Here is a 16057-nt window from a genome sequence, read left to right on the forward strand (position 1 = left end):
TTCACCTTCTAGTAATTCTAAAACCTGCTGGTGATATTTGAGGATTAAGAATTAAACATGAACGCTCAAACTTTGCAACGGTTTTGCATGGAGTTATTTCTGGTTGTGTTAATTGTGGGTGGGAAGTCACCACCAGCAAATATCTCTAACCAAAACACCTCATCACAAAATACAAAAATTACGGTAGTCAAGACCAATTACCAAGGCTGGCCAGACTCTTGGGTTTTGAGTAATGGTCAAGTAGAAGTGGTGATAGTGCCAGCAGTAGGTCGAATCATGCAGTTTCGATTTAAGGATGGAGAAAATACATTTTGGGAAAATCCGAAATTCTATGGTCAAGCGCCCAACCCTAAGCCTGAAGAATGGGGTAATTTTGGTGGTGATAAAACTTGGCCTGCGCCTCAATCTGACTGGAACAAAATCATAGGAAGAGTTTGGCCGCCACCGCTTGGATTTGATTCTATGCCAGTTCTGGCACAGGTTAAGGGTAATGAGGTGACACTAATTTCTTCTATAGACCCGTTCTACGGCATTCGGACTTACCGCAGAATTAAACTTGATCCGAAAAAAGCTGTGATGACCATTTCTACAACTTATGAAAAAGTCAAAGGTCAACCAAAGGATGTTGCTGTATGGGTAATTACACAATTGCGTGATCCTGTATCGGTATATGCTGCTTTACCCCAACCTTCAATCTTCCCTGAAGGCTACAACAGGCAATCCAAGGAGTTACCAGCTAATTTAAAGGTAGAAAATGGCATACTTTCACTGACACGCGACCCGAAAAAATCTCACAAGATTGGCTGCGATGCTGATACATTGTTGTGGCTTGGCAAAACAGTTGCAGTCCGTGTTGACTCAGCGAGAGTACAAGGAGTTAATTATCCCGACCAAGAAAGTAGCGCCGAAATATTTACCAGCGCTGACCCCGATGCTTTTGTGGAACTAGAATTTCTCAGTCCTCTGAAAACACTGAAAATTGGGCAAAGAATATCTTTGACTACCACCTATACCTTAATTCGACGCAAAAGTGCGATCGCCGAGCAAGAAGCTAGGCAAATTTTGGGACGATAAGCCTAGAGAAAGCTTCTTGCTGTGAATATTTATAGCCTCAGTTATGAGCTAATGGCCATTGCATAAGGTTCTAAATTAGTCACTAATTTAACATTAAATTCTGCCTCAAATACTCCTTTTTTATAATCTAAACTCCAGAGTTCTAAGGCACAATCATCATCAGAATTAGATGGAAAAACTCGCAACCTAACTTCTTGAGTATTGGGGTAGTACTCACACTGTACTCGTTTAATAGCGCCAATTTGCCGTCGATCTAGAGCAACCGCTAATCTTAAGATTGCACTCAATTGACTGACTATTTGTCGGTGTTGTTTGGTTAACAAATTGCGGAAATTCTCGTGCTTTTTTTTGGGAGCAGATTTGCGATGATACCTGGCTAAATTGGCAATAATTTCGATTTCAGTTTCGGTATAACCGAGTAATTCACTATTGCGAATTAGATAGTAAGAGTGTTTGTGGTGAGATGAATGACTGACATGATGACCGCAATTATGTAATATTGCAGCTGCCCACAACAGTTGCCGTTCTTCTTCTCCCCAGCTGTGTAATTTGTTTTGAGTTTGGTCAAATAAAGCTAGGGCAAATTTGGCTATGCGATCGCTATGTTCTAAGTTAATTTGATACTTACTAGCTTGTTTTAGCACACTACGCTGCCGAACTGAACTTTGGAAACGTAGTTTATCTTCAATTAAACCGTGGGCTAGCATCCAATCCACGATTACACCCTCTCGAAGGGCACGCTCACATATTGTTACCGACTCAACGCCCAAAAGCGTCATGGCTTCCTGTAATATTACTGCGCCAGCCAGTATAACTTCAGACCGCTTTTCCGGCATACCGGGTATGACACTTCTTTCGACGTTAGCCAGTTTCCGCAAGCGATTTACCCAATCCCGCAAGTCTTTAAGGCTGAGTTGATAGCCATTGAGTGTGGAAGGAACATAACCTAATTTTTCTCTGGCATTAATTAACGCCAAGGTTTCAATCGTACCTGAGGTTCCAACCAACCGGGGCGATTCGCCAAACTTGAGATTTGCCTGCACTTCTTCCACAGAACGTTCTAACATTCCGCGTGCATAAGCTTGGAGGTACTGAAACTCAGCGTTGCTAATGGGGTCAGTGGTAATTAATTCGCCGGTCAGGCGGACTGCGCCAATTTTAGTACTGGTGAGAGTGCGTGGCTCGTTACTATCCCCCAAAATTAATTCTGTGGAACCACCACCAATATCAACAATCATGTGAGGCTGGTTGTGAAATTCCATCCCCGACAGCACACCCAGGTAAATGCGTCGCGCTTCCTCTTGTCCAGAAATTAAGTCAACGCTTAAACCTAAATCAACTGCTACTCTATGGAGAAAATCCTTTCCATTGGGCGCTTCTCGAATAGCGCTAGTTGCCACAGCCACTACTGTTTCAGCGTTAAAAGTTTTGGCAACTTCTTGAAAGCGCCCTAGAGCCGCGATCGCCTTTTCGATAATCTCTGGTTTAAGATAACCCGTAGCCAGATCGCGATCGCCTAGTCTCACAGTTTCTTTTTCTCTGGCAATAATGCTAAAAGCTGGTAGGCTGGTGTCAATTTTCACCACTACCATGTGCAGAGAATTGGTCCCTAGGTCAATGGCAGCAATAATCCGGTGTTGCTTAACTGTTTGAGTAGGAAGGCTCACACAGTTAGCTGAAACTAAACTCAGCATCTAGTTTTCTCTCTGTTAAAGAAGGATAGTAAAAACTGGTATGTCGGGGTAATCACGGTTGAGTAGTTAGTAACTCAACCAGATTTCAGAAGATCTACTCTGCTGCTCACAACTAAAGTGACCATTTAGATGTATCTAAAGATGCCAGTTTAGGTTGTGTTTTTACAAATAGCAAATAAAGATATTCTATAGATGTAAAGATGTGTGAATTCATCTAGCTAAGGTAATTACTTGATTTCTTGACTTCTATGCTAAAGACGCCAGAAAGCAGCTCCGAACCCATATGGCTTGTGATTTTTCGGCTTTTGCGGTGGCATAAACCAGAAGGAAGATTAATTTTGATGATTCCTGCCCTGTGGGCTGTGTTTTTGGCAGCCGCAGGTAAACCACCTCTGCCTTTAGTTGGCGTGATTGTCTTGGGAACTCTCGCCACAAGTGCGGCTGGGTGCGTTGTCAACGATTTGTGGGATCGGGATATCGATCCACAAGTGGAAAGAACGCGCGATCGCCCCCTAGCTGCCCGTACACTGTCGATTAAAGTCGGGATTGGTGTGGGAATAGTGGCGCTGTTGTGTGCAGCCGTTCTGGCGATTTATCTGAACCCCTTAACTTTTTGGTTGTCTGCGGCAGCTGTACCTGTAATTTTGCTGTATCCAGGGGCAAAGCGAGTTTTTCCCATACCGCAATTGGTGCTATCAATTGCTTGGGGTTTTGCCGTATTGATTAGCTGGAGTGCGGTAACTCAAAATATTTCCCAACCAACTTGGTTACTTTGGGGCGCAACTGTATTGTGGACATTAGGATTTGATACTGTTTACGCTATGAGCGATCGCGAGGATGATCGGCGCATTGGGATTAATTCTAGCGCTCTCTTCTTTGGTAATTACGCTTCATTGGCGATTGGGATTTTCTTTGCTGGCACAATTGCTTTTCTGGCTTGCTTAGGTATTTCCATCCACCTTCATGCTGCCTTCTGGATTAGCCTAGTAATTGCCACAATTGGCTGGGTTTGGCAGTCACTACAGTTAAGCAAGCCATATTTACCCAACCCTGTTTATGGTGAGATGTTTCGACAAAATGTCTGGATTGGTTTTATCTTACTGGCTGGAATGATTGCTGGCTCTTTATAAAGAGTGCTGAGTTACGAGTGCTGAGTGCTGAGTTGAAAGACCTCCCACACTTCAACAAGTTCAGTGCATCGCTTGGGGTGGGGCTTTTACCAAGTGCACCATTATTGAGTATTTTTATTTACTCAGCACTCAGCACTGAGCAAGGTAAAACGTCAACTGAGCTTTAAATTTGTTGTTAGAAATGCCATCTCCTGGTGAGTGAATTTTATTTGCTGGGAGTGAAGTTGACAGTTACGGTTTTTGACTATTTATTCTTGAATACCTTCATCAAATTTTTACAAATAAACTGTATTTTCCCTGAGTAGACAAAGTTTTTATCAATATTTCTCAGGCGATATCCGAAATAGTACGAGTTTAGTTTAGTAGTTGAATATATAACTCTAAACTTTCAGACGTACCCAACTCATGAAGCGATCGCATCTCGTCAAAATCGCCATGATAGTATTATTTTCCCTTGGCAGTCTTGGTGTTGTCGGGGGGAGTTTTTTTCTAAGAAAAGCTTTTAGCAGCTCATCTGAACCTGAGATAGTAACTGATACATCTCGTTATACGCAAATACGTAATCAGCTAATATCTAATAACTACCAAGTAAAACATTTCCCTAATACAATTCCTGCTGATGCCAAGGATGTTCGTATTGCTTACTCACCAGGCTCATTACAAGGTGGTAGTTTTTTTCAGATCAGAGTGAAAGAGTCACCAGAAAAGATAAAAAAATTACTTGCGCAATATAAAACTGTTGCTAAACATGAGTATAGAGGTGGTAATACCAACGACCACGCTAACCTACCTAACGGAGTTCCGACAACGTTTTTTTATACTAGTGACGTATCGGAAGAATCCTTTCCACCCAGCTACGAAATATTAGTCTTGGATGCACAAGACAAAGGTAGCCCTGGCTTTAAATGGAATCATGGTGATAGCTATGGGGTAGCGATTGATAGTTTAGCTTCAGAAATTGTTTATTGGAATGAACAATGGTAGTTGAGGTAGAAGGCAGAGGGTATAAAGGCGCAAAATGAATTTGCATCGCTATGAGAAAGATTATTGTTGGAGTGATGGGGCCGGGAGAAAAGGCGACAGCAAATGATTTGGAAAACGCCTATGAATTAGGTTGTCTCATTGCCCAGCAAGGATGGATTTTGCTCACTGGTGGTAGAAATGCGGGAGTGATGGATGCCGCAAATAAGGGTGCAAAATCTGCCAATGGTTTAACGCTTGGTATTCTCTCCAAAAACGATCGAGATAGCATTTCTAATGATGTGGATATTGCCATTTTCACAGACATGGGAAACGCTCGAAATAATATTAATGTTCTCTCCAGCGATGTGGTAATTGCTTGCGGAATGGGTGCGGGAACTGCTTCAGAAATTGCCTTGGCTTTGAAAGGAAATAAGCCAATAATTTTGCTGAATGATGATGCAGAAAGCCAAGTGTTCTTCAAAAAGCTGTCGCCAGAGAATGTTTATATTGTTGAGAGTGTAGTTGATGCGATCGCTACTGCTAAGGCAATTTTAAACAAGATTTCCGACTTCTCTAAAGATACCGATGGCGAATGGTAAGTAGAAGGCAGAAGGCAGAAGGCAGAAGGTAAAAAGCTGTTTCTATCCGCCGAACTCACGTTTAATTATGTCCACCTACTTAGATTTGTTAATATCGATACAAACAATTTTCCAGAGCGCTAGTCTAGTAAAAGGGATTGACAAATTAATCAGAGCATAAGTGGGAAGCCACCGCTGCCCCACTTATGCCTATTTGTATCAACCTTAAAATCAAACGGTATAACCCGTTGTATGTCGCTCGGCTTCCCCAAAAAATTGCTTTCCACTTCAGCTTTCACGTAGGGCGGAACTAGTCGTACACTGATTTTGGACTAATCAAAGAGATTGCCTCATAAAAATGATGAGCAAGAGCAAGATACCGGAGATCATTGAAACCTATGAGGCAGACCTGCTGTCAGATTGGATTCAGGAGTTAGCCGCTGTTAATCTTCGCAGAGGCTTGATTAAAGAAGCCGAACTAAAGGAGGAGTGTCGGGAATTCCTCAGTTTGCTTCGCATCGCCGCTCAGCAAGGTAACTTGACCAATATTCAGGCAGCACAGTGGCGAGATGTCCGGGAAATGTTGACTAGCGTTTCACAATCGCGATCGCAACAAGGCTTCACACCGACTGAAACGGCTAAATTCATCTTTTCCTTCAAGCAACCCCTCTTCAACCGGATGCGTCAGCAATTGAAAGACCCTATTGAGTTGGTTGAAGAAATCTGGCTAGCCACAAACTTACTAGATCAGCTGGGATTGCTGAGCATGGAAGTGTATCAAAAGGCGCGGGAAGGAGTGATTTTGCGACAGCAGGAAGAGTTGATGGAGCTGTCTACCCCAGTAGTGAAACTCTGGGAAGGAATTTTAGCATTGCCTATTATCGGCACCCTAGATAGTGCCCGCACTCAAATGATGATGGAGTCGTTATTGCAGAAGATTGTTGAAACTGGGTCAGAAGTTGCCATCATTGATATTACTGGGGTTCCCACCGTCGATACCCTCACTGCTCAACATCTACTTAAGACCGTTACTGCCGCCCGTCTGATGGGAGCTGATTGTATGATCAGTGGCATTCGTCCGCAAATTGCTCAAACGATTGTTTATCTCGGCATTGATTTGGCTAATGTTACAACAAAAGCAACGTTAGCAGATGCCTTTGTGACGGCGCTCAAACGGTTGGGAGCGACCATTACCCGCTCTCAATCCAAATAGATGGACAGTAACCAATGGAACGCATTCCTATACTAAAAATGGGCGATTTCCTGCTGGTGACGATCCAGGTAGATATGCACGATCGCCTCGCCATGACGCTACAGGATGACCTGACTAACCGCATCGCTGAAACTCATGCTCACGGTGTCCTGATTGACATTTCTGGGTTAGAGATTGTTGATTCCTTCATTGGGAGGGTTTTAAGCAACATTGCCAAAATGTCACGGGTGCTAGATGCCCAAACAGTTGTCGTTGGGATGCAGCCTGCGGTGGCAATCACCCTAGTGGAATTGGGACTATCACTAACGGGCATTCGCACTGCTTTAAACGTAGAAAAGGGCATGGCAATGTTGCGAGCGTCACTTGATGAAACCACAAATCAGGTCGCTGCCACTAAATGGCGTGCAGATGACGATGCAGAAGACTGAAACGCTCAATATTCAATCTTCTGGTGATGTAGTTTTAGTTCGGCAAGCCGTGCGCCAACTTGCTGTGGAGATTGGCTTTGGCTTAGTAGACCAAACTAAAATAGTTACCGCCGCCAGTGAGTTAGCCCGCAATACCCTAGACTATGGAGGAGGTGGCACAGCCAAGCTAGAAACGCTTGAGGAAGGGGGACGACGAGGGATCAGGCTGACCTTTGAAGATCATGGGCCGGGAATTCCCAATATTGAGCTGGCGCTAAAGGATGGGTTCACGACAGGGAGCGGGTTGGGTATGGGACTGAGCGGTGCCAAACGACTTGCCAACGAGTTTGAGATTCAGTCTGCGGTGGGAGAAGGGACACGGGTAATAATTGTACGATGGAAATAAAATGAGAGAATCTGTCGCCATCACAATTACTGAATCCAGCCAAACTGGGGAAGCTCGACGGGTAGCGATGGCTTTGGCAACTCGGCTCGGCTTTGCGGAAACAGAACGGGGCAAAGTTGGCATTGTGGTGACAGAAGTTGCTAATAATCTGGTACAGCACGCTCACGGCGGAGTGATGCTACTGCGATCGCTCAAGCACCATTTAGCCGTCGGCATTGAGGTTTTGTCGCTTGATAAAGGGCCGGGGATGGTCGATGTAGATGAGTGTTTGCAAGATGGCTTTTCCACGTCCGGAACATCAGGCAATGGAATGGGCGCAATTCGTCGCCTCTCTAATTTATTGGAAATTTACTCGATTCCCAACCAAGGGACAGCGCTTCTTGCTCACCTCTGGTCAAACCCGACACTCCATGCACCGGAAAAGACCTTAGAAATTGGGGTAATCTGTTTGCCCAAACGCGGGGAAGACGTCTCCGGAGATGCCTGGGCATGTCAAGTCGAGCATCACCGTAGCCTGTTGCTAGTAGCCGATGGCTTAGGGCATGGGACTGAGGCTGCCAGTGCTGCTTCCCAAGCCGTGAGAATCTTTCAAGACCATCATCATCGTTCTCCTGGTGCGATCCTCGAAGCTGCTCATGCAGCCTTGCGAAGTACACGAGGAGCAGTGCTCGCCATTGCCGAAATCGACTTTGAACAAGAATCTGTTCGTTTTGCCGGAATTGGCAACATCGCTGCCAGCATTTTCTCGTTTCCTAAACATCACAATCTGCTGTCTCACAATGGCACAGTCGGACATGAAATCCGCAAAATTCAAGAGTTTAGCTATCCTTGGTATCCCAACGGACTTTTGATTATGCATTCTGACGGCTTAGGCGCTAAGTGGCAGCTTGATCGCTATCCCGGCTTGAGTCAAAAACATTCTAGCTTGATTGCAGGTGTGCTCTACCGAGACTTTAACCGAGAACGGGACGATGTGACAGTGTTAGTGGCTAAAGGAATGGGCAGATGACAATTCTTTTCAAGCTCGAAATCCACTACGAGCAGGATGTTGTGCAAGCTCGGCAACGAACTCGTGAGATTGCTGAAGAGTTGGGCTTGGATACTCAAGATCAGGCACGATTGGCAACAGCAGTTTCAGAAATTGCCCGCAACGCTTTTCAGTATGCCAAAGGCGGAACGGTGGAATTTTGTGTAGAAGGAGAGCCGCAGGCGTTTCGGATTCGGATACAGGATCGGGGTGGGGGCATTCCTCATCTGGCAGAGGTTTTGGCAGGACGCTACACCTCTAAAACAGGAATGGGGCTGGGTATTGTGGGCAGCCGCAGGCTGATGGATTTCTTTGAGATTGAATCGCTGCCAGGTCAGGGAACAACGGTGGTAATGAGCAAAAGGTTGTCGATGCGTACACCTACTTTCACCGATTCGCAATTGCAGCAGATTCGAGAAACCTTGATTAAGCGATCGCCCCAAAATCCCTATGAAGAAATCCAGCGACAAAACCAGGAATTGCTCCGGGCAATGGCAGAGCTACGGAAGCGCGAGGAAGAACTGACGCATCTTAACCGGGAACTGGAAGATACCAATCGCGGTGTGATTGCGCTCTATGCAGAATTGGATGAGAAGGCAAGTTCTTTGCAAAAAGCAAACGAGCTAAAAACCCGTTTTCTCTCAAACATGAGCCACGAATTTCGCACGCCGCTCAACTCGATTCTGTCGCTCGCTCGGATGTTGCTGGCACGCATGGATGGCGATTTGACTACCGAGCAAGAAAAGCAGGTAACATTCATTCAAAAGGCAGCGAGCGGATTATCAGAACTGGTCAACGACCTGCTGGATTTGGCAAAGGTAGAAGCTGGAAAAATTGAAGTGCGTCCCAGTTCTTTTGAAGTCAGCGACTTGTTGGCTACGCTGCGGGGAATGTTGCGCCCATTATTAGTTCAAGGCTCTTCTGTTGCGCTGATTGTGGAGGAACCTGACGGCATAGCTCCGCTCTATACCGATGAGGGCAAAGTCGCTCAAATTCTCCGAAACTTTGTCTCGAATGCACTCAAATTTACCGAGCAGGGAGAGGTGCGCGTGAGCGCTATGCAAGTGGGTCATACCGTGACCTTCTCTGTGTCTGATACCGGCATCGGCATTGCGACCGCCGATCAGGAGCGCATTTTTGAGGATTTTGTGCAAATTGAGTCCCGTCTGCAAAAGCAGGTGAAGGGAACCGGGTTAGGATTGCCGTTATCGCGCAAGCTGGCGGAGCTACTCGGTGGCAGCGTTTCGGTGAGAAGTGAGCTCGGTCAAGGCTCCATCTTTACAACATCAATTCCGATCGTCTACCCACATGGAACTGAATTTCCCACCCTACTGCAACCGATCGCATCACTTGGGTCAACTCGCTTGCCCATTCTGGTGGTTGAAGATCATCCTGAAACACTATTTATTTACGAAAAGCACCTTCAGGAGTCCATCTATCAATTGATTGCGACCCGCACCTTAGCTCAGGCGAGGCTTGCCTTACAACAACTTCGACCGACGGCGATTATGCTAGATATTATGCTAGAAGGAGAAAACGGCTGGACGTTCTTGCGAGAAATCAAAGGAGATGCAACGACTCGCACGATTCCCGTACTCGTCATTACCATCATTGATAACGAGAAGCAAGCACTGGCGCTAGGAGCCAACGGTTTTCTAATTAAGCCTGTAGACAGATTCCCCTTATTAAACAAGCTTAATATGCTGATTAATCAGGATCAGCCTCAAAAAATTTTACTAATTGATGATGACCCAACATATCGCTATCTAGTGAAACAGTTGTTGGTAAATACACCATTGAGTATTTTAGAAGCCGAGAATGGACAGGAAGGGTTAAATTTGGCACAACGCGAGCAGCCAAGCGCGATCGTGCTTGACCTAGAAATGCCAGATATCAGCGGGTTTGATGTACTCAAGCAGCTTAAGGACAATTCCGTCACTCAGTCGATTCCTGTGATCATTTACTCATCTGCTCAACTGGATGCAAAAGCGCAGAGCCAATTAGCAAAACAAAGTACCGCCATTGTTTCCAAAGCAACTGGCTCGCAAGTAACGACAATCGCCCAACTTCAAGATGCACTTGTCAAAGCCGGACTCGTTCTGGGTGCTTGGGGGGAAAGCAATGTCTGAGCCAAGGGAGACGATCCTGCATGTTGACGATAACGAAGCCAATCGCTACGTTGTGACCCGGATTTTGCAAAATGCAGGCTTTACCGTCGTGGAAGCAGCAACTGGAGCAACAGGATTAAAGGCAGTTGCTGAGTATCAGCCGGCTTTGGTAATTCTCGATGTCCAACTACCAGATATCAGCGGCTTTGAAGTCTGTCGCCAAATTAAGGCAAACCCCGAAACGGCTTTTATCCCCGTGCTACACCTTTCTGCAAGTTTTGTCCAAAGCCAGGATAAAGCAGAAGGCTTAGACAGTGGTGCTGATGCCTATTTAGCACAACCCGTTGAACCCATTGAACTGCTTGCCACGGTGCGATCGCTGTTGCGAATTCGACGGGCGGAGGAAGCTGCTTTATCCTCAGCACGAGAGTGGCAAACTACCTTTGACTCGATCAACGACGGCGTATGTCTGGTAGACACAGAAGGTATAATACTGCGCTGTAATCGAGCGATGAGGCAGCTCATTCACAAGCATTCCAGCGAAATTTTGGGTCACGCCTACTATGAGTTGATTAACCTAGAATGGGGAATCGGTGACGGCACTTGCTTTCGCCTTGCTAAAGAAACTCACCAACGGCAAGTTTTAGAAGTTCAGTCTCAGGAGCAGTGGTTTGCCAAAACTATCGACCCAGTAATTGATGGGCATGGAACTCTTACAGGTGCTGTTTTCATCCTGTCCGATATCACCGAACGTAAGCGAGCAGAAGCTTTACTGCAACAGCAGAACGATCGCCTCAATCAGCTGATGATTTCTTTACAGCAACAAACTGAGGAAGCACAGCAAGCCAACCGAATTAAAGATGAGTTTCTGGCGGTGTTGTCTCATGAGTTGCGATCGCCCTTAAACCCAATTTTGGGTTGGTCAAGACTGCTACAAACGAGCCAGCAAGATGCAGCCAGAACTCAATATGCGCTCGAAACTATCGAACGCAATGCCAAACTACAAGCACAACTGATCGAGGATCTGCTCGATGTGTCGCGTATTCTCCAAGGCAAGTTGAGCTTGAACACAGTTCCAATCAGTTTAGCGTTCACCATCAAAGCTGCCCTGGAAACTGTCCGACTCGCGGCTGAAGCTAAATCTATTCAAATTCAAACCATATTTGAACCGAATGTTGGGCAAGTGTTGGGTGATTCCAGTCGCCTGCAACAGATTGTTTGGAATCTACTTGCCAACGCAATTAAATTTACTCCACAAGGTGGTCGAGTAGAGGTGCGCTTAGAAAGGATGAAACCAGTAGATACTCATCCTTTGGAATATGCTCAAATCACCATCAGCGACACTGGCGAGGGCATCTCTGGTGATTTTCTGCCCTACGTCTTTGACTACTTTCGCCAAGCCGATGGGACAACGACCCGAAAATTTGGCGGGTTGGGGTTAGGGTTAGCGATCGTGCGTTACTTAATTGAATTGCATGGAGGAACTGTTGAAGCAGCGAGTCCTGGAGAAGGTCAAGGGGCAACTTTTACAGTCAAACTTCCGCTCATCGCTACTGCAAAATTGAATCAAGATCATACTTCTTCTCATATTCACTCAAACTTCAATCTGAATGGATTACAGGTACTTTTTGTAGACGATGAGAGAGATTCGCGGGAGTTCATCACCTTCGTACTAGAACAGTACGGAGCGAAAGTGACTGAAGCAGACTCAGTTCACGAAGCTTTGAGCAATTTGGGGCAAGAAAAATTTGATTTGCTGATCAGTGATATTGGGATGCCGAATATGGATGGTTACGAATTAGTTCGTCAAATTAGAGAGAAACCGCTCGACCAAGGCGGAAAAATTCCAGCGATCGCCCTCACGGCTTATGCAGGCGAAATTGATCGCCAACAAGCACTAGCCGCCGGATTTCAACAGCATATTACCAAACCAATTGAGCCAGAAGTACTGATGCAGACAATTCTAACTTTGGTAGAAAGGGGTGGCGATGCTAACAAAGTACAAAGTAAAACACAAATTAGCTAGAGCTTTAGTCAGTTAAGTATTGCAATTTTTAGTATTTTTCCCTCACAGCTAAATGTACACCCCCAGGCGGTGCAAATACTATACCGCGACGGACAGGTTGCAGAGGAACCTTATCGAGCAATTCCAGTGAGTAGCGCGAGAGGATAGTCGCCAGTACTAATTTCATTTCAAACATGGCAAATGCTGCACCAATACAGCGACGATTAGCACCACCAAACGGTAAAAATTCATAAGGTGAAAATTGTCTTTCCAGGAAACGTTCTGGTCTAAAATGCTTAGGTTCTGGATAGATATCAGGACGCTGATGAGTCAGATAAATGCAGATTGACAAGTACATTCCTTTTGGCAAATCGTAGCCCATGAATTGCATATCAGTCCGTAAAACTCGCGGGAAACAAAAGAAAGCAACTGGGTAAATCCGCAGTGTTTCTGAACAAACAGCATTTAAATATGGTAATTGGGCGATCACCATCGGATCTGCATTGGCGATATCAATAGAATTGAGTTCTTGTAGGAGTTTTTCGCGGACTTCCGGGAGATAGTGAATCCAATATAAAGCCCAAGCCAGAGCGATCGCTGTGGTTTCATGGCCTGCAAATAGCATAGTCATTAACTCATCGCGTAACTCTACATCAGTCATAGGTTGTCCTGTTTCATCACGCGCAGACATTAACAAGCTCAGGATATCTTCGCCGTCAGTTTTACCTTGAGTGCGACGCTCATTAATTTCTTGGTAAAGGAGTTGATCGAGTAGCTGTCTTCGCCGCAGAAATTTTCCCCAAGGACTCCAAGCACCTAAATCTCGTTGTAAAGACTTGAAAAAAAGCAAAATCACACTTAAAGGAGAATTAAAAGTATTCAACATCGCAGTTAAAATCTGCTTGATTTGTTGATAACGCTCTCCTTCTTTAAGTCCAAAAACAGCCCGTAAAATCACTTGCAAGGAAATATCCTGCATACTAGGACGAGCTACAAAGGGTTTCCCAACAGACCACTGACTAGTTACTTGCTCTGTAATCTCACGAACGATCTGACCGTAAGCTCGCATCCGTTCACCGTGGAAGGGAGGCATCAAAAGCTTACGCTGTTGCAAATGGCGATCGCCATCTAATAAAATTAACGAGTTTCCCCCTACCAATGGTTGAATAATCTCGTTTCCTGAACCTGAGTCAAATAGCTTAGAATCAGCTGTAAAAAGTTCTTGAATGGCTTTAGGGTCACTAACAACTAGTTGTCGAGGAAAGCTGCTAAATTCCGAGATAAAAATGTTCCCATAGCGCTGTTGTGCTCTTTCGAGAGACTCAATCGGTTTTACAATTCCTCTCAAGGTTTGTAGCCATCTAGGGTCACTGGAGCTAACTGGCAGTTTATTAATAGTCTGTTTAGACGAGTTTTCTTGAAGTTTAATCATTACTCTTTCTCCTAAGATTAAATAGAGATAATTTTCTCAATCAAATATGAGTAATTACTTTTAAGCTTGGACGAAATTTTCAGGTTGTGGATTTAGGGAAATTTGTTGTAGTCCCAATCGGTTCCTCACTTCTGCGATCGGTTCTTCCCAATGCTCCTCAAAGCGGTAGCCTAGTAGAAACTCAGCTTTGTTACCTAATTCACGTCCTTTTTGCAGATTAGCAAAAATTGCTTTGACTTGTTGGGGAGCCAGAAGCGGATAGAGCAATTTGGCTAACCACAAACTGATTTTGAGTGAATTGCTGTAATTTTGGGCAGTAGCAAAAGCAAGAACCCCAATTTCTCCAGCATAGCTAGTATCAAAACCCAGCAAGACATGAAAAATATCGTGGGTAACTACGTAGCGCAAAACAAAGACATTGCGTTTAGCCACGTCATCAAGCTCAGGACTGATGTTTAATGGCTGGAGGTGGTTGGTATTCATGTGCTCGGCATATTCTCGCCCAAAAGAACCTTGAGGAAATTGGCTTAATTTTGCCAAATCAATTGGCGGATAATATCCTTCCACTGCTCGCAATTTATCCGCCACTTCAGGAGCCACTTTTGCACCCAGCAAATCAGACTTGAGAATTGCAAAATCGCCTAAATTTCCTGAGTTTTTGGCAGTGAGAAGAGCTTTAAGTTGTTCCCATTTTTTTATCATCATAAATCCCCCATTTTTGGGTGATGCGTAGGCGCAGCTAGTCGTAGCGAAAAGTCGGAGCGGCGGCTTCCGCCTAGGCTGTTCACTTTGATGGAATTTTCCCGTTTTTGGTTCATGCAACTTTTCTGTCTACTGCAAAATCTCCCTTTAGTCATTGCGAGCAAAGCGAAGCAATCTCAGCATCTTTGCGATTGCTACCCTACGGGAAGGCTCCGCCAACGTCGTTCCTCCTCGCAATGACAACACATATTTTGCATGATTTTTCCACTCCTAAAAAGGCACAGAGTCAACACCCTAGCTTCCGCCGATCTGAACTTTTCAGGACAGACATCGCTCATCCACTTTCAATGGTTAAAAATAGCGATCGCCAATTTAAAATTGTTAATCACTCGTGATTGATCGCTTGCGCAATTGTGAAACTAATTTCCTGGCCATAGGAAACCTCAAGGGTATGACCATCGGGATCTCTGAAAAAAGCCCAGTAACCAACGGGAAAACCCCAGTCATGAGGCCCTTCGAGCAACACGCCTTCTGAGCGCGCCTCATTGCAAAGACGATCTACTTCCTCACGAGTTTTACAAGCTACGCCAAGATGAGATGAGGGTGCAAGTGTGCTTTTTACGTCAGCAACTTGAATCAAAACTATGACAAACGGTCGAGTTAAATCACTAATCCAAGCAACGTCTACGTGCTTCGTTTTATCGGTGCGACGATGAACTACTTGCATCGCAGCGTACTTTGGATAAAACGAGATGCTTTGATCGATGTCGCTTACCCCAAGTGCGATATGAGTAAAACCAAGATCCGACATCAGCTGTCACCTTTTGAGAAATCAACAATATCTTTCAGCTTAAGATATAGCCGATAAACACAAGGGTGCAATACCGTAGCGATCGCACAAATCTTCTACAGGTACATCTATTACTTGCCAAAAATTCCAACGAAGCTCAAAGGTCTACTTTACAGGCAGCACCTGTTTGTCAGGCTTGCATAACTAATGGAATGTCAAACAATCTCACATCTGCATCTGCAACAGGAGTGATTTTATACCATTTCACTTGAAAAATGATACATATCGGCTAGCAGAGGGAGCAGAGGAAGTAATTTGTATCAATAATTTCGTGAATTGGTATTGGGTGTTCTGAACTCGGAGGTTGGTGTTTTGAACTCGAAGTTTCATGTTCTGAACTCGGAGTTTGGTGTTCTGAACTCGAAGTTTCATTTTCCGAACTCGGAGTTTGGTGTTCTGAACTCGGAGTTTGGTGTTCTGAACTCGGAGTTTGGTGTTCTGAACTCGAAGTTTCATGTTCTGAACTCG

15 protein-coding genes are annotated in these 16057 nt (G+C 45.0%); 10 read left to right on the forward strand and 5 right to left on the reverse strand.

Annotated features, from left to right (window positions below):
• Positions 1-57: 57 nt before the first annotated feature.
• Positions 58-1074: a hypothetical protein gene (locus tag BV375_RS20790; protein ID WP_086763795.1), complete on the forward strand. Its 1017-nt coding sequence runs from the start codon at positions 58-60 to the stop codon at positions 1072-1074.
• Positions 1075-1115: 41 nt separating this feature from the next.
• Here BV375_RS20790 and BV375_RS20795 read toward each other — a convergent pair whose 3' ends face one another.
• Positions 1116-2768: a Ppx/GppA phosphatase family protein gene (locus tag BV375_RS20795; RefSeq protein ID WP_086763797.1), complete on the reverse strand. Its 1653-nt coding sequence runs from the start codon at positions 2766-2768 to the stop codon at positions 1116-1118.
• A gap of 248 nt (positions 2769-3016) precedes the next feature.
• On the opposite strand from BV375_RS20795, the gene BV375_RS20800 reads away from it, so the two are divergent.
• The 9 genes from BV375_RS20800 (at position 3017) to BV375_RS20840 (ending at position 12626) form a co-directional block, all read left to right on the forward strand.
• Positions 3017-3898, forward strand: a complete 882-nt coding sequence (locus BV375_RS20800; RefSeq protein WP_086763799.1) for a 4-hydroxybenzoate solanesyltransferase — start codon at positions 3017-3019, stop codon at positions 3896-3898.
• A 405-nt stretch (positions 3899-4303) separates the two neighbouring features.
• A complete protein-coding gene (locus BV375_RS20805) occupies positions 4304-4882 on the forward strand; it encodes a hypothetical protein (protein WP_208095846.1) in 579 nt (192 codons plus the stop codon).
• Positions 4883-4932: 50 nt separating this feature from the next.
• On the forward strand, positions 4933-5460 hold the full coding sequence (locus BV375_RS20810) for a TIGR00725 family protein (protein WP_086763803.1): 528 nt from the start codon (positions 4933-4935) through the stop codon (positions 5458-5460).
• Between the two features lie 337 nt (positions 5461-5797).
• Positions 5798-6652, forward strand: a complete 855-nt coding sequence (locus tag BV375_RS20815) for an STAS domain-containing protein (RefSeq protein ID WP_243714001.1) — start codon at positions 5798-5800, stop codon at positions 6650-6652.
• Positions 6653-6666: 14 nt separating this feature from the next.
• Positions 6667-7080, forward strand: coding sequence for an STAS domain-containing protein (locus BV375_RS20820; protein WP_086763807.1), 414 nt, complete (start codon positions 6667-6669; stop codon positions 7078-7080).
• Positions 7019-7465: an anti-sigma regulatory factor gene (locus tag BV375_RS20825; protein ID WP_243714002.1), complete on the forward strand. Its 447-nt coding sequence runs from the start codon at positions 7019-7021 to the stop codon at positions 7463-7465. Before BV375_RS20820 ends, BV375_RS20825 begins: the two co-directional genes overlap by 62 nt.
• 1 nt (position 7466) lies before the next feature.
• Complete coding sequence (locus tag BV375_RS20830) at positions 7467-8474, forward strand: ATP-binding SpoIIE family protein phosphatase (RefSeq protein ID WP_086763811.1); 1008 nt, start codon at positions 7467-7469, stop codon at positions 8472-8474.
• Positions 8471-10621 carry an ATP-binding protein gene (locus BV375_RS20835; RefSeq protein WP_086763813.1) on the forward strand — a complete coding sequence of 717 codons (2151 nt, stop codon included), beginning with the start codon at positions 8471-8473 and terminating at the stop codon, positions 10619-10621. The genes BV375_RS20830 and BV375_RS20835 overlap by 4 nt, the downstream gene beginning before the upstream one ends.
• The gene (locus BV375_RS20840) at positions 10614-12626 is read left to right on the forward strand and encodes a response regulator (RefSeq protein WP_086763815.1); all 2013 of its coding nucleotides are present in this window, start codon (positions 10614-10616) and stop codon (positions 12624-12626) included. Before BV375_RS20835 ends, BV375_RS20840 begins: the two co-directional genes overlap by 8 nt.
• A gap of 28 nt (positions 12627-12654) precedes the next feature.
• On the opposite strand, the gene BV375_RS20845 is transcribed toward BV375_RS20840, so the two are convergent.
• The 4 genes from BV375_RS20845 to BV375_RS37705 all read right to left on the reverse strand — a co-directional run.
• Positions 12655-14037, reverse strand: coding sequence for a cytochrome P450 (locus tag BV375_RS20845; RefSeq protein WP_086763817.1), 1383 nt, complete (start codon positions 14035-14037; stop codon positions 12655-12657).
• A gap of 60 nt (positions 14038-14097) precedes the next feature.
• Positions 14098-14739 carry a Coq4 family protein gene (locus tag BV375_RS20850; RefSeq protein WP_086763835.1) on the reverse strand — a complete coding sequence of 214 codons (642 nt, stop codon included), beginning with the start codon at positions 14737-14739 and terminating at the stop codon, positions 14098-14100.
• 385 nt (positions 14740-15124) lie between these two features.
• Positions 15125-15550: a VOC family protein gene (locus tag BV375_RS20855; protein WP_086763819.1), complete on the reverse strand. Its 426-nt coding sequence runs from the start codon at positions 15548-15550 to the stop codon at positions 15125-15127.
• Between the two features lie 268 nt (positions 15551-15818).
• On the reverse strand, positions 15819-16057 hold a 239-nt coding region (locus tag BV375_RS37705), incomplete at its 5' end, for a hypothetical protein (protein ID WP_208099156.1).

Origin of the sequence: Nostoc sp. 106C (assembly GCF_002154725.1) — a bacterium.
Taxonomy (GTDB): Bacteria; Cyanobacteriota; Cyanobacteriia; order Cyanobacteriales; family Nostocaceae; genus Aulosira.